Genomic DNA, 13,341 nt, shown 5'->3' on the forward strand with positions numbered 1-13,341 from the left:
GGGTGCGGTGACGCGGCTCAAATATTTGCGTAGTGAGGATACCACCTACGGCGAACTTATATTCATGCAGGTATATCCGCTACACGCGGCATCCATGTATTTCGTCCGTACACAGCTCTCCCCGCGACCGAAGCCCGGTCGCGGGGAGAGCAGTCCGAAGGGAGTCACGTCCCACCGGCGAAAAGTGCCTTTATGCCCGGCCTGCGAGCTCTTCTCCCATGAGCAGTCCCATGACGCTCGACATCATGAGGCCGCGCGTCCAACCGGAGCTGTCGCCCAGGCAGTGGAGGTGCTCGATGTTGGTGTCGAAGCGCTCGTCCATCTTGACGCGGTTGCTGTAGAACTTGAGCTCCGGCGCGTAGAGCAACGTCTCGTCGGAGGCGAAGCCGGGGACGACGATGTCGACGGCCTTGATGAACTCGATGATCTCGGTCATCGCGCGATACGGCATGGCCGCGGTGATGTCGCCGGCCTCGGCATCCTTGAGCGTGGGCACGACGTTGGACTGGCTGAGCTCCTTGGGCCAGGTACGCTTGCCGTCGAGGATGTCGCCGAAGCGCTGCACCAGAATGTGGCCCGCGCCCAGCATGTTCACCAGGCGGCCGACGTTCTGGGCGTATACGATGGGCTCGTTGAACGGCTCGCGGAAGTTGAAGGTCGCGAGGATGGCGAGGTTGGTGTTGGGGCTCTTGAGCTCCTTGTACGAGTGCCCGTTAACCACAGCGAGGCCGCCGTCGTAGTTCTCCTGGCTAACGAAGCCTCCGGGGTTCTGGCAGAATGTGCGGACCTTGTTGCGGAAGGGGTCGGGATAGCCTACGAGCTTGGACTCGTAGAGGACGTCGTTGACCTCGTCCATGATCTCGTTGCGGACCTCGACGCGCACGCCCAGGTCAACGGGGCCGGCGGAGTGGCTAATGCCGTGCTGGCTGCACATCTCGTCAAACCAGAGCGCGCCACGGCGGCCGGTGCAGACGACGGTCTCCTTTGCCTCGATCCGCGTGAGGTCGCTGTGGTTGCCGACCGCCGCGATGACGGCGCCTCGGCACCTCTCGTCCTCGATGAGCATCTCGACGCACTCGTGCTCGAAGATGATGTTCACGCCGGCAGCAAGGAGCTCCTGCTCGATCTTGCCGTAGATGGTCTGGGCCTTCTCGGTTCCCAGGTGGCGGATGGGACAGTCGACCAGCTTGAGGCCGGCCTTGATGGCGCGACGCCGGATAGCCGCAACCTCGTCCTTGCGGCCGACGCCCTCGACGTGCGTGTCGGCACCAAACTCGAGATAGATGTCATCGGCCCTCTTGATGGTCTCCTGCGCGAGGTCCGCCCCGATGAGCTCAGGCAGGTCGCCGCCAACCTCATGCGAGAGCGAGAGCTTGCCGTCCGAGAACGCACCGGCGCCGCTGAAGCCCGTGGTGATGCGGCAGGGCTTGCAGTGGACGCAGTGGCCGACCTTCTGCTTGGGACACGAGCGGCGCTCGATGGGCAGCCCCTTCTCGACCATCGTGATCGAGCGGCAGTCGCCCTTGCGCAGGAGTCCCAGCGCGGTGAAGATGCCGGCGGGACCGGCACCCACGATGAGCAGGTCGGTCTTGATGGCGGAGGTGTCAGGCGGAACGCATGTCATGTGAGAGCTCCTCTGGTCAATGGCGCCGATGCGGCCGATGTGCAAGGGGATTTTACCCAAGCCGGTCGCACGCTACCCCTTCCCTCGCACGGGCGAGCCCCGGCGAGCGTCGTTCCCGCAAAAAGGGGAGGCCGACCAACGTCGACCTCCCCCCTGCGGTATGCAGTGCGTACGCGAGAGCCTACTCGGCAGACTCCTCGACGGTCTCTGCGGCAGCCTCGGCCTCAGCGGCCTCCTGCTCGGCCTGCTTGGCAGCCTGTGCCTCAGCCTTCTTGGCGTACTCGGCAGCACGCTTGGCCTTCTCTGCGGCCTTGGCCTCCTTGGCAGCCTTCTTGGCAGCGGCCTCCTCGGCAGCCTTGGCGGCCTTAGCAGCCTTGGCCTCCTGGGCCTTCTTGAGCTGGGCAGCAGCTGCGCCACCGAACTTGTCGGAGAAGCGCTGGACGCGTCCGCCGGTGTCGACGAGCTTCTGCTGGCCAGTGTAGAACGGGTGGCACTTGTCGCACAGGTCGACGGTCATCTCGCTCTTGGTGGAACGCGTGGTCCAGGTGTTGCCACAGGTGCAGCGGACGGTGCACTCCACGTAGTCAGGATGGATGCCTTGCTTCATCTCAGGACTCCTTTGATTGGCCTGGTTTCCGACCAGGCGAGGATGGTACTGCCCCTGGTTCCGACCAGGGGCCTCAAGCTTTTGAATAGTAGCACGCAAGGTCGGGCCATTTCCAGAACTAAATGCAATGCCCCCGATTATGTGGCGAGCCGGTGGAGAAGAACCTGCAGTTTGTGCCACGGCTCCCATCCCGCAGTTGCTACACTCCAAGAGGGACGCCCTGCCGGCGGCACGGCGCCCGAATAAAACCACCGCGCTCACCGGAGGACTCCATGCTCCTGACCGTAGACGTAGGAAACACGCAGACCACCCTTGGCCTCTTCGACGAGGGAGGCGAGCTCGTCGTCCAGTGGCGCATGGCGACCGACCGTACCGACACGGCAGACGAGCTGCACGAGCGCCTGTTTGGCTACTTCCTGATGCTGGGAATGAAGATGGAGAGCGTGACCGACGTCGCGATCTCGAGCGTCGTCCCCATCCTCTCGCAGCAGTGGAGCTACATGATGACCAACGTCCTCAAGGCGGAGGACGTCCTGATGGTCGACGCGACCCGCGACTGCGGCATCGCCGTCGGCATTCCCGATCCGCGCCAGGTTGGCGCCGACCGCATCGCGAACGCGGTGGCCGCCCGAGACAGCTATGGCCCCTCGACCATCGTGGTCGACTTCGGCACCGCCACGAACATCGACGTCGTCGACAAGACGGGCACCTTCCGAGGTGGCGTGATCATGCCGGGCCTCCTGCTGTCGGCCAACTCGCTCTTCGAGCGCGCGGCAAAGCTCTCGAGCGTTCCCCTTGTGGCGCCAGAGCACGCCTTGGGAGTCTCCACCGAGTGCGCCGTCCAATCGGGCATCGTGATTGGCGCGGCCTGTGCCGCCGAGGGGCTGGTGGCCCGCATCAAGTCTGAGCTCGGGGAGCCAGACGCGACGGTCGTCGGCACGGGCGGACTCGCCGAGGAGATCACCCGTGCGACCGACATGTTTGACACCATCGACCCGGACCTCACCGTACGAGGCATCTACAGCATCTGGCGCCACCGCGCCGCGAAGCGCGCGGCGCGCAAGTAGACGCGCCCAGAAGCCAGGCATCGCAACGCGGCCGAGCGCGAGCGGACTTCGAGCATCCCCGGCAGCTAGGCGGTCGCGCCCCTGAGGCTCGCCTGCTCGGGCGAGATGTCCACGACGCGACCGGACGCGGTGCGAACCGCGGCCCTCCCCCACACGTCCATGCCGGCGAGCACGCCGCGGGCGCACAGGTTTCCGTTGGGGTAGACGACGTCCACTTCCTTCTGGGCAAGAAGCAGGAGCGAGAAGTACTCGTCCAAAACGGGGGCCAGGGGACCGGCAACGGTGCCCGCCCTGCGCAGGGAGGCCTCCCACTCGCGCGCGCTGGCCTCAAGGGCCTCGGAAAGAAGCTGCCTCCTCTGTGCCAGAAGAGACGTGCCCCGCTCCGTCGCAGCTAGGGTCACCTCGGCAAAGAGGCCCTCCTCGTAGCCGGCACGGGCCCTCACGTGAAGCGCCTCCTCGCCATCGACCGCAACCTCTGCCGGCCAAACAATGTGCGCCTCGAGGCCAGCGTCGCGCAGCGCGCGGACGCAGCCGAGCGCCATGACGTGCTGGACGCAGGTGTACATCTGCATGGGGACGTCGGGGCGGACGGTCACCGTGAGCCTATCGAGCGAATCGGCCACGTTCTTCTCCTTTGCTTGGAAACTCAGGGGAAGCGGCGCCCACGAGGGGCGCCGCCAGGTCATCGTACATGTGATGCGGCTACTGCCAGTCGAGCTCGCCAATCTCGGCGGTAACGTGACCGACGCGATCGCCCGGAGCGTAGACGGGCACGCCTGCATGAATGAGGAAGCGCGCGGGATCGTGCATGAGGTCCTCCATCGGGACCAGGACGTAGTCCCTCTCGCCCAGGTGGGGGTGCGGGAGCGTGAGCTTGGCGCCGGCGTGCTCCTCGTCCTCGACCCAGCACAGGTCGCAGTCGATGGTGCGAGGGCCGTGACCCGCCATGCGCGGGTCGCGAACGCGCTTGAGCTTGGCCTCGACGTCCATGAGCGCCTCGACCAGGACGGTCGGGTGCAACTCGGTCCTGATCTCCGCGACGGCGTTGACGACCGGAGTCGCGATTCCGTAGGCCGGCTCCGTCTCGTAAGCGTGGGAGACCTGGACCACACAGGTGAGGGGGATCTCGTTGATGAGCCTGACGGCCTGGGTGAGGTGGCCGATGCGGTCGCCCACGTTCGAGCCGAGCGAGATGAAGCCCTGGCGCGCGTCGTTCTTGGCGACTGCCCAATAGGAGTTGACCGCCTGGGCCGTACCCGCGACGTCGTGGACGCGCAGGACACGCGCGCCGCCCTCGACCGCCGAGAGCACGACGCCGGCTGTGGCGAAGTCCCTCTGCGGAGCCTCGGTTACTCCCGAGATTGCGCCGACGAAGCGCTTGCGGGAAGGCGCGCAGCAGACGGGGTAGCCCATCGAGGTGAGCTTGCGCGTGGCGCGCTGGATGACGACGTCCTCGTCGGCCGTCTTGTCGAAGCCAGGGCCCGGGTCGACGCAGATGCACTCGCGCTTGACGCCCGCACGCATGAGGATGCGAGCCTGGTCGCCCAAGAAGCCCATGATCTCGCGCATGATGGGTGCCTCTTCGGGCAGGGTGAATCGGCGCGTGCTGGTGGGAACCGAGCGCGCGGGACGGACGGAGTCGAGCGTGACGGAGCGACGGCTGCTGCCGGCGCCCAGCTTGTTCCAGTGCATGACAATGCATCCCAGGCCGGTCTCTGCCGCAACCTGGACCATCGCCGGATCGGAGAATCCGTTGACGTCGTTGATGATCGAGACGCCCAGTCGCGCGCACACCTTGGCGACGGGCGCGTGGCGCGTGTCTACCGAGATGATCGCAGTGGGAGCCGCCTCGAGGATGCCGCGGATAACCGGGACGATGCGCCCAGCCTCCTCGTCGGGAGAGACGGGCGTAAAGCCCGGCCTCGTGGACTCGCCTCCAACGTCGATGATGTCGGCACCCTCGTCCAGCATCTGGAGGGCGCGGGTGACGGCCTTCTGGGGATCAAGGTTCTTGCCACCATCCGAGAATGAGTCCGGGGTGACGTTGAGGATGCCCATGACGCGCGGGCGGGCGAGCGAAAGCTCGTGGCGGCCGCAGCGCCAGACGGAATAGTCTTCACGAAGCATGGGATCGGATCCTCCAAGAGTAGCGTGGGGCCAGGTCACCACAACCCACGGTCCCCTTTCGTCTTCCTGATTGTAGCGGGTCTGCGCCCCCTCACCAAAAGCTGCGCATTATCCGTAACGCGAACGGCCGGATGAGCGCGCTACCAGTCGAAGGCCCCAGCGATGTCACAGGCGCATAGCAGATCGGCCTGGGCGTCCTGCGGCGTGGGCTCGAGGTTGCAGATGACGAGCTTCTTGCCCTGGAAGTACTGGACGAGGCCCGCCGCGGGATAGACCACGAGTGAGGTCCCTCCTACGATCAGCACGTCACAGGAGCTGATCGCCCTGACGGCGCGGGTGATGTTCGACTCGTCGAGCGACTCGCCATACAGGACGACGTCGGGCTTGACGATAGATCCGCACTTCTCGCAGCGAGGGATGCCGTCGGTCTGGAGCATCCACTCCTCGTCGTAGCCAGCGCCACAGGATACGCAGTAGTTGCGGTGGGTCGATCCATGGAGCTCGATGACGTTGCGCGAGCCGGCAATCTGATGGAGCCCATCGATGTTCTGGGTGATGACCGCCGACACCTTGCCCTGCTCCTCGAGCTCCGCGAGCTTCAGATGGGCCTGGTTGGGGCGCGCCTCAGGCGCGCACATCATCTTGCGGTAGAAGTCGTAGAACGCCTCGGGATCATCGCGCCAGATCTGGTGGCTCAGGAGCGCCTCCGGAGAGTATTTGCTGGAGAAGTGCTGGTTGTACAGTCCGTTCTCGCTTCGGAAGTCGGGGATTCCGCTTGCCGTCGACACGCCCGCACCACCAAAGAAGACGACGTCCCGTGCTTGCTCGACGATGCCCCTCAGCTCCTCGGCAGCCTGCGCGCAATCGCGAATGACCTGTGCCATGTGCCCCCCCTCAATCGAGTGTCTTGGGCCAACGTTAACACTTCGGCAGGCGACGCACCCGCTTGCTTAGCGAAACGCCAAACGGGTACCTTCTAGGGAGGCAGAGGAAGGAAGGTCACACGCATGAGCGACGAAGCCAAAGGTCTCGTCAGCGAGCCTCGCGACGGCTCCGCATTCAACGTTTCCACAGATGGCATGATTCACGACTGTGCCCTGGTGTTTGAGGGTGGCGGCTACCGCGGTGCCTACACGGCCGGCATTGCCAACGCTTTGCTGGAGAACCACATCTACTTCGACTTCGTGTGCGGCCTCTCCGCAGGCGCCAGTCACACCGTCAACTACGTGAGCCGCGACCGGCGCCGCGTCGAGCAGGCCTTCCTCGCAACGCCCGGAAACGAGGGGGTCGGAGGCCTCGGCTTCTTCCTGCGCGGAAAGGGCTACTTCAACGCAGACTACCTCTACGAGGGCTGTATCGAAGACGGCTACCTGCCGTTCAACTTCCGAGCGTTCTCGGACAACCCCGCAAAGATCGCCATCCAGGCGTTCGAGCGGGACACGGGCCGGACCGTGACCTTCACCAAGGACGACATGCCCGACGTGTGGTCGCTCATCCGCTGCGTTCGCGCGAGCTCGACGCTTCCCATCATGATGAAGCCCGAGCCCATCGATGGGCGAACCTTCCTCGACGGCGGCCTGGGCAAGGGCGCCGGCATCCCGCTTCACATGGCTGAGGAAGCCGGCTACAAGAAGTTCTTCTTCGTCGCGACGAGGCCCGCGGGATACCGCAAGCAGCCCCCCCACCGATCGCGAGCGCAAGGTCATCGCCCGTCTGGGCAAAAGCCATCCGTACCTTCGCAACGCACTTCTCACCCGTTGGGAGCGATACAACGCCGAGCTCGATCGCCTTGAGCGCATGGAGCGCGCCGGCGACCTCCTGTGGGTCCGCCCGGACTTCATGCCGGTCTCGAGCACCAACCTCGACACCGTGGAACTGCAGCAGGCATACAAGATGGGCCACGCCCAGGCCCTGCGCGAGCTCCCACGCTGGCGAGAGTTCCTGTACGGCAGCTCGACCGCAACGACCGGCAACGTCACCTAGGAGGAATCATGGCTGATGCCTTGGGCGCGCGCGAAGTAAAGCTCGTCTCGTGGAACGTCAACGGGCTGAGGGCGACCCTCCGGAAGGACCCCGACTTCAAGAGCATTTTTGCGACGCTCGACGCCGACGTGTTCGCGATTCAGGAAACCAAGCTCCAGGAAGGGCAGGTCGACCTTGAGCTGCCCGGCTACCACCAAACCTGGAGCCACGCAGAGCGCAAGGGCTACTCGGGCACTGCCGTGTTCTCGCGAGAGAAGCCCACCCACGTCGTCCGCCAGATCGGCTGCGACGTGGCAGACGACGAGGGCCGCGTCTGCGCGCTGGAGTTTCCCGGCTACTGGCTCGTCAACGTCTATACGCCCAACTCGAAGCAGGGGCTGGCCCGCTTGGACGAGCGCCTGGTCTGGGACAGCCGCTTCCGAGAGTTCCTCTGCGAGCTGGACCAGAGCAAGCCGATCATCGCCTGTGGGGACTTCAACGTTGCCCACGAGGAGATCGACCTGAAGAACCCTGCCACGAATCACGAGAGCCCGGGCTTCTCGGACCAGGAGCGAGAGAGCTTCGGCAAGCTTCTGGGTGCGGGCCTGACCGACAGCTTCAGGACGCTCCACCCCACCCTTGAGGGCGCCTACAGCTGGTGGAGCTATCGCATGCGCGCTCGCGAGCGCAACGTGGGCTGGCGCATCGACTACTTTCTAACGAGCGACCGCATCGCGGGCTCCATCGTCGACGCTTCCATCCACGACGAGATAATCGGATCCGACCACTGTCCCATCGAACTGCGCATTCGCATCTAAGCTCTAGGCGATGGCCCTTCTCATGGCCTTGAGGAAGGTCTCTGCGCTGGAGGTGGCAACAAGCTCCTGGGGGAAGTCGACCTCTTCCAGCAGGGCGCGCGTCCGCTCGAAGCGGCCGATGGTCGCGGAGATGTGAGAGTCGCTTCCCGTGGAGACCATGACGCCCTTCTGGGCGCAGCGCCGCGCGAGGTCCTTCACCGCGGGCACAAGCTCCGGGTAGTCAGCCAGCGTCGACTCGTTGATCTCGACCAGCTTGCCCGACTCGCGGACGGCGTCGAGAACGGGATCGAGCTCGAAGTTCACGCCCGAGCGAATGACATGCCCCAGGATGAGCACCTTGGGGTCCTTCAAGGCATTGAGGTACATCTGCGTCGCGTGCTCGACCGACGCGCCGTCGCAGATGCTCTCGTCGTGAACGCTCGCGATGACGTAGTCGCTCTCCCTGAACACGCGCTCCTTCAGGTTCTGGGGCTTGTCGTACACGTAGCCGTTGATGGCCTCGGGAACCGAGACGTCCCAGCCGAACAGGTGACCGTCAAGGTCGACGATGTCGGCCTCGCAGCCGCGGACCAGGCTCACTTCACGCCACGTGCGCGGCCAGCAAAGGTAGTTGAGGAAGTACTGATAGTCGCGCACGTCGAACCGCTCGTCGCCCGCGGTGCCTCGCGGGGCGTACACCATGCGCGAGAAGTGATCGGTGGACCCCAGGAGCTCGAGAGAGGCCTCCCGAGCCGCGCGAACGTTCTCCTCTATCGTGGAATAGGCATGGCGAGAGTACAGCGTGTGCGTATGCACGTCGCAGGCGATACGGAGCATCAACTTACCTTTCGTTGTAACGGCGCGCGCGGGCGCGGGCCTCGGCGAGGGCGGCCTTTGCCTCAAGTGCCTGCGCGCGGGCCTCAGCCGCAGCGGCACGCGCCTCGAGTGCCGCAAGGTCGAGGTCGGTGGCATCAACCTGCTGTCCGCCGTCGGCCTTCGGGGCCTCGACCTCCCCTGTCTGAGAAGACAGGACGTCATATGAGTGGCGCACGCCCTTCTCGAGCGTTCGAACTAAGCTGAGGCCCGGCTTCACCATTTGGGGCTTGAAGTGCCCGCAGGCGCGATTGTCCTCGCTCACGCGCTGGCGTCCGCGGCGAGAGCCCTGGATGCAGACGGCGTGGGAGCGCAAGAGGCCGGTCTTCTCGCTCAGGAAAATGCAGTCCCTGCACCTAAGGTCACCAGTCATGTCTCTCCCCCGAAAACGCAGCGGCGCCCAGGCGACGCTACCGGTACTGCTCCATCAGCTTCTTCCATGCGGGCATGGAGTTAACGATTGTATCGTAGCTGACGCAGTAGCCAAGGCGCACCCAACCGCCACAGCCGAAGCTGTCGGAGGGAACGGGAAGAATCTCGAAGGCCTTCGCCTTCCGGAAGAAGGCCTCGGCATCGGGTTCGAGCGCCTTGACCCACAGGTAGAAGGCGCCCTGCGGCTCGATGTACTCATAGCCGAGCTCGGAGAGGCCACGCGTGAGGGCCTCGCGATTGCGGGCATAGGCATCGATATCCGTGGGCTCGTCGACGCACTCTGCCAGGACGCGCTGGAACAGCGCAGGGGCGCAGACGAATCCCAGCTTGCGGCCTGCACCCGCAACGGCAAACATGAGCTCATCGTGATCAGGGTTGGTGTTGGGGACCAGGACCCAACCAATGCGCTCGCCAGGGAGCGAAAGCGACTTCGAGTAGGAGTAGCAGACGATAGTCCGCTCGTACGCAGCAGGCACCCAGGGAACCTCGACGCCATAGGTTATCTCGCGATACGGTTCGTCGGACACGAGGTAGATGGGGTGGCCGATCTCCTCGCCGCGCGTGGTGAGAACCTGCGCCAAGTCGGCGAGGTTCTGCGCAGAGTAGACGGAGCCAACAGGATTGTTGGGCGAGTCGACGATGATGGCCTTGGTAGCCGGCGTGATTGCCGCGGCGACGGCCGCGGTGTCGATCTGGAAGGTCTCGGGGTCCGCCATGACCTCGACGCAGGTGGCGCCAGCAGTCTCGATCCAGACACGGTACTCCGGGAAGTAGGGGGCGATGACGATGACCTCGTCACCCGGGTTGACCAGCGCATGGAGGGTAATCGAGATGGAGGCAGCTGCACCGCAGGTCAGGTAGAGGTCCTCGAGGCCATAGCTAGTGGAGAACCTACGGTTGAGCGAGTCGGCGACCGCCTTGCGCGCCTGGGGAAGGCCCGCCGCGGGAGTATAGCCGTGAAGCTCCGTCGGCGGCAGCTGTGCGCAGCGCTCGATAGCGGCGCGAACCGACTCGGGCGCGGGCACCGAGGGGTTGCCAATCGAGAAGTCGAAGACATTCTCCGCGCCAATCTCGGCCTTGCGCGCCGCGCCATAGGCGGCGATCTCGCGGATCGAGGACTTTGCGGCGCCGAATGCGTAGCTCTTCTCGTTAATTGACATGCGCTCTTCCCCTCTTGCTCGTCGAAAAAAGAAGACGACGCGCGACAAGCCGCACGCCGTCGGTTGGCTTCATTGTAAGCGCATGGCAATCAGATGCCCGTGCTGTTACTCATTTGGCAATGTTGGCGCGTCCTCGGGATGGGCGGCAACCCACTCGTCCCATTTGTCGTCGAGAAGCGCGTCGACGAGCTTACCCTCGACGGTCTCGCACGCAAGCAGAACATCGACCATGGTCTTCATCTGCGTGCGACGCTCGTCGAGAACCCTGCGGGCGCGGTCGTGGGCCTCGCGCATGATGCGCTCGACCTCGTCATCGATGCGTTTGGAGGTCTCCGCCGAGAGGTCGGAGTGGCTGGCGTAGTCGCGGCCGAGGAAGACCTCGTGGCTCGCCTCGCCAAAGACCTGAGCGCCCAGCTCCTCGCTCATGCCGTAGCGCGTGACCATTTCGCGGGCGATCTTGGTCGCACGGTCGAGGTCGTTCGAGGCGCCGGTCGTGATGTCTTCGCAGAAGAGCTCCTCTGCGGTGCGGCCGCCCAGCAGCGTGGCGATCTGGTCGAGCATGCCATCACGCGTCTCGAGGAAGCGATCCTCCTCAGGAAGCTGGAGCGTGTAGCCAAGCGCGCGTCCGCGGCTGATGATCGAAATCTTGTGCACCGGGTCGGAGTTCTCGAGAACGTGCCCCACGAGCGCGTGGCCGCTCTCGTGGTAGGCAATGGTGGTGCGCTCGCTCTCGGTCATCACGCGGCCCTTCTTCTCGGGTCCGGCGATGACGCGCTCCATTGCCTCCTCCACGTCGGCCATCGAGATCGTGTCCTCGCGCCTGCGCGCGGCGAGCAGCGCGGACTCGTTCATGAGGTTGGCCAGGTCCGCACCGGTGAAGCCCGGAGTCAGCTTTGCGATCTTGTCGAGCTTGACCTCGTCTTCCAGCGGCTTGTTCTTCGAGTGGACTGCGAGAATCTTCTCGCGCCCCTTGACGTCAGGCCTGTCGACCGTAACCTGGCGGTCGAAGCGCCCCGGCCTCAGCAGTGCGGGGTCGAGGATGTCCGGGCGATTGGTCGCCGCGATGAGGATGACGGCGGAGGTGTCTTCGAAGCCGTCCATCTCGACCAGCAGCTGGTTGAGCGTCTGCTCGCGCTCGTCGTGACCGCCGCCCAGGCCGGCGCCGCGCTGACGGCCGACCGCGTCGATCTCGTCGATGAAAATGATCGAGGGCGAGGACTCCTTTGCCTGCTTGAAGAGGTCACGCACGCGACTGGCGCCGACGCCTACGAACATCTCGACGAAGTCAGAGCCCGAGATCGAGAAGAACGGAACCCCCGCCTCGCCGGCAACGGCCTTGGCGATCAGGGTCTTGCCGGTTCCCGGAGGGCCGACCAGCAGCACGCCATGGGGTATCTTGGCACCCATCTTGCTGTAGCGCTCGGGCTCCTTCAGGAAGTCACGAACCTCCTTGAGCTCCTCGACCACCTCGTCGATGCCCGCCACGTCCGAGAACTTGACCTTGGGCCTCGTCTCCTCCGAGGTTCGCGCGTGGCTTGCGCGGCCAAAGCTCATCTGCTTGCCGTTGGCGCCGTTCATCTGGTTCATGAAGTAGACGAGGGCGGCCACGATGATGATCGTCGGCACGAAGGACACGGCCAGGGTGGTCCACAGCTCGTCGGACGACGTGTCAATGGAGAACTTGGTGTCGCTGTGCTTCGCCATCAGCTCCTGCAGGCTGTCCGAGCCTACGTAGGAACTCGTGAACGCAACGGCCTTGTCCTCGTCGCCCTTGGACTCGGTGTCCTTCCAGTAGCTACCCTTGAGCGATCCGTCAGAGGTCTTGTAGGTGACCTCGTCCACACGGCCCTCCTTCACGGCGGTCACGTACTCGCTCGTGCTGAGCGCGTCGACCTCGGGAGCCGACATGAAGGACTTGGCAAAGTTGTAGGCGACAAAGGCTATGGCCGCGAGCACGATGAGCGTCGCGATGACGGCTTGCCTGTTCTTGTTGGGGCCGGAGCCCAGAATGTCGTTGGGATCGAAATCCTCGTTGTTGTTTTGGTCTGCCACGAAGGTGCTCCTTGCTGCGTTTGGTGCGCGGGACTCTCATCGCCCAGTATGAGCGTGCCCCCGACCTAATCGGGGGCACGCGTCGGCCATTAGCTGTAAACCTCGGACTTAAGCACGCCGACGTAGGGCAGGTTGCGATAGCGCTCAGCGTAGTCGAGACCGTAGCCGACGATGAACTCGTCGGGAACGTGGGTGCCCACGTAGTCGGGCACGACCGCCGCGGTGTGGTTGGGAATGTCCTTCACAGCGAAGGCGCAGATCCTGATGGAGCGCGGCCTACGGCCCTTGAAGAGGTCGACCAGGTAGCTCAGGGTCAGACCGGAATCCAGAATGTCCTCGGCGATCAGGACGTCGCGGCCTTCGATCTTGGTGTCGAGGTCCTTCACGATGCGGACCACGCCAGAGCTCTTGACGCCGTCGCCGTAGCTCGAGACGGCCATGAAGTCCACGGCGCAGGGAACCTTGATGGCACGCATGAGGTCCGCGGTGAACACGAAGGCGCCGCGGAGAACCGCAACGATCAGGGGGTTCTTGTCCGCGTAGTCGTGGTTGATCTGGTCTCCCAGGCGGGCGATGATCTCCTTAATCTCGTCCTCGGTGAGAACGACCCTCTCTATATCCTTGTGCAGCTCAGCCATTC

14 protein-coding genes are annotated in these 13,341 nt (G+C 64.5%); 4 read left to right on the forward strand and 10 right to left on the reverse strand.

Features of this window, described 5'->3' with window-relative positions; genetic code table 11:
- Positions 1–190: 190 nt before the first annotated feature.
- Complete coding sequence (locus tag B5D13_RS04745; protein WP_078687393.1) at positions 191–1,624, reverse strand: NAD(P)/FAD-dependent oxidoreductase; 1,434 nt, start codon at positions 1,622–1,624, stop codon at positions 191–193.
- Between the two features lie 181 nt (positions 1,625–1,805).
- Positions 1,806–2,231, reverse strand: coding sequence for a 50S ribosomal protein L31 (gene rpmE / locus B5D13_RS04750; RefSeq protein ID WP_078687199.1), 426 nt, complete (start codon positions 2,229–2,231; stop codon positions 1,806–1,808).
- A gap of 272 nt (positions 2,232–2,503) precedes the next feature.
- Here rpmE and B5D13_RS04755 point away from each other — a divergent pair, with 272 nt between their 5' ends.
- Positions 2,504–3,298, forward strand: coding sequence for a type III pantothenate kinase (locus tag B5D13_RS04755; protein WP_078687200.1), 795 nt, complete (start codon positions 2,504–2,506; stop codon positions 3,296–3,298).
- A gap of 65 nt (positions 3,299–3,363) precedes the next feature.
- Here B5D13_RS04755 and B5D13_RS04760 read toward each other — a convergent pair whose 3' ends face one another.
- From B5D13_RS04760 to B5D13_RS04770, 3 genes are all read right to left on the reverse strand, one after another.
- Complete coding sequence (locus tag B5D13_RS04760) at positions 3,364–3,921, reverse strand: hypothetical protein (RefSeq protein ID WP_078687201.1); 558 nt, start codon at positions 3,919–3,921, stop codon at positions 3,364–3,366.
- A gap of 79 nt (positions 3,922–4,000) precedes the next feature.
- The gene (gene folP / locus B5D13_RS04765) at positions 4,001–5,425 is read right to left on the reverse strand and encodes a dihydropteroate synthase (RefSeq protein ID WP_078687202.1); all 1,425 of its coding nucleotides are present in this window, start codon (positions 5,423–5,425) and stop codon (positions 4,001–4,003) included.
- Between the two features lie 140 nt (positions 5,426–5,565).
- Positions 5,566–6,309, reverse strand: coding sequence for an NAD-dependent protein deacylase (locus B5D13_RS04770; protein WP_078687203.1), 744 nt, complete (start codon positions 6,307–6,309; stop codon positions 5,566–5,568).
- Positions 6,310–6,432: 123 nt separating this feature from the next.
- Between B5D13_RS04770 and B5D13_RS04775 the strand changes: the two genes are divergently transcribed.
- Genes B5D13_RS04775 through B5D13_RS04780 form a run of 3 tightly spaced genes read left to right on the forward strand, consistent with a single transcriptional unit; the run spans position 6,433 to position 8,205 of the window.
- Complete coding sequence (locus tag B5D13_RS04775; protein ID WP_234970700.1) at positions 6,433–7,218, forward strand: patatin-like phospholipase family protein; 786 nt, start codon at positions 6,433–6,435, stop codon at positions 7,216–7,218.
- Entirely contained in the window at positions 7,139–7,408 is a 270-nt protein-coding gene (locus B5D13_RS08780; protein WP_369821284.1) for a DUF6363 domain-containing protein, read from the forward strand. Before B5D13_RS04775 ends, B5D13_RS08780 begins: the two co-directional genes overlap by 80 nt.
- An 8-nt stretch (positions 7,409–7,416) precedes the next feature.
- Positions 7,417–8,205 carry an exodeoxyribonuclease III gene (locus tag B5D13_RS04780; RefSeq protein ID WP_078687204.1) on the forward strand — a complete coding sequence of 263 codons (789 nt, stop codon included), beginning with the start codon at positions 7,417–7,419 and terminating at the stop codon, positions 8,203–8,205.
- Between the two features lie 3 nt (positions 8,206–8,208).
- Here B5D13_RS04780 and B5D13_RS04785 read toward each other — a convergent pair whose 3' ends face one another.
- The 5 genes from B5D13_RS04785 to hpt all read right to left on the reverse strand — a co-directional run bounded on the left by B5D13_RS04785 (position 8,209) and on the right by hpt (position 13,339).
- Complete coding sequence (locus tag B5D13_RS04785; protein ID WP_078687394.1) at positions 8,209–9,021, reverse strand: PHP domain-containing protein; 813 nt, start codon at positions 9,019–9,021, stop codon at positions 8,209–8,211.
- Positions 9,022–9,025: 4 nt separating this feature from the next.
- Positions 9,026–9,430: a hypothetical protein gene (locus B5D13_RS04790; RefSeq protein WP_078687205.1), complete on the reverse strand. Its 405-nt coding sequence runs from the start codon at positions 9,428–9,430 to the stop codon at positions 9,026–9,028.
- 37 nt (positions 9,431–9,467) lie between these two features.
- Positions 9,468–10,649, reverse strand: a complete 1,182-nt coding sequence (locus B5D13_RS04795) for a pyridoxal phosphate-dependent aminotransferase (protein WP_078687206.1) — start codon at positions 10,647–10,649, stop codon at positions 9,468–9,470.
- A 105-nt stretch (positions 10,650–10,754) separates the two neighbouring features.
- Positions 10,755–12,701 carry an ATP-dependent zinc metalloprotease FtsH gene (ftsH, locus tag B5D13_RS04800; protein ID WP_304528586.1) on the reverse strand — a complete coding sequence of 649 codons (1,947 nt, stop codon included), beginning with the start codon at positions 12,699–12,701 and terminating at the stop codon, positions 10,755–10,757.
- A gap of 89 nt (positions 12,702–12,790) precedes the next feature.
- Positions 12,791–13,339 carry a hypoxanthine phosphoribosyltransferase gene (gene hpt / locus B5D13_RS04805; protein WP_078687207.1) on the reverse strand — a complete coding sequence of 183 codons (549 nt, stop codon included), beginning with the start codon at positions 13,337–13,339 and terminating at the stop codon, positions 12,791–12,793.
- Between the last annotated feature and the right edge of the window lie 2 nt (positions 13,340–13,341).

It is taken from the genome of Olsenella sp. KH1P3 (assembly GCF_900167315.1).
Lineage (GTDB): Bacteria > Actinomycetota > Coriobacteriia > Coriobacteriales > Atopobiaceae > Olsenella_J > Olsenella_J umbonata_A.

Coding starts and splice junctions, on each gene's coding strand:
- B5D13_RS04745 (WP_078687393.1), bottom strand. CDS start 1,624: ATGACATGCGTTCCGCCTGACACCTCCGCCATCAAGACCGACCTGCTC.
- rpmE (WP_078687199.1), bottom strand. CDS start 2,231: ATGAAGCAAGGCATCCATCCTGACTACGTGGAGTGCACCGTCCGCTGC.
- B5D13_RS04755 (WP_078687200.1), top strand. CDS start 2,504: ATGCTCCTGACCGTAGACGTAGGAAACACGCAGACCACCCTTGGCCTC.
- folP (WP_078687202.1), bottom strand. CDS start 5,425: ATGCTTCGTGAAGACTATTCCGTCTGGCGCTGCGGCCGCCACGAGCTT.
- B5D13_RS04770 (WP_078687203.1), bottom strand. CDS start 6,309: ATGGCACAGGTCATTCGCGATTGCGCGCAGGCTGCCGAGGAGCTGAGG.
- B5D13_RS04775 (WP_234970700.1), top strand. CDS start 6,433: ATGAGCGACGAAGCCAAAGGTCTCGTCAGCGAGCCTCGCGACGGCTCC.
- B5D13_RS04780 (WP_078687204.1), top strand. CDS start 7,417: ATGGCTGATGCCTTGGGCGCGCGCGAAGTAAAGCTCGTCTCGTGGAAC.
- B5D13_RS04785 (WP_078687394.1), bottom strand. CDS start 9,021: ATGCTCCGTATCGCCTGCGACGTGCATACGCACACGCTGTACTCTCGC.
- B5D13_RS04790 (WP_078687205.1), bottom strand. CDS start 9,430: ATGACTGGTGACCTTAGGTGCAGGGACTGCATTTTCCTGAGCGAGAAG.
- B5D13_RS04795 (WP_078687206.1), bottom strand. CDS start 10,649: ATGTCAATTAACGAGAAGAGCTACGCATTCGGCGCCGCAAAGTCCTCG.
- hpt (WP_078687207.1), bottom strand. CDS start 13,339: ATGGCTGAGCTGCACAAGGATATAGAGAGGGTCGTTCTCACCGAGGAC.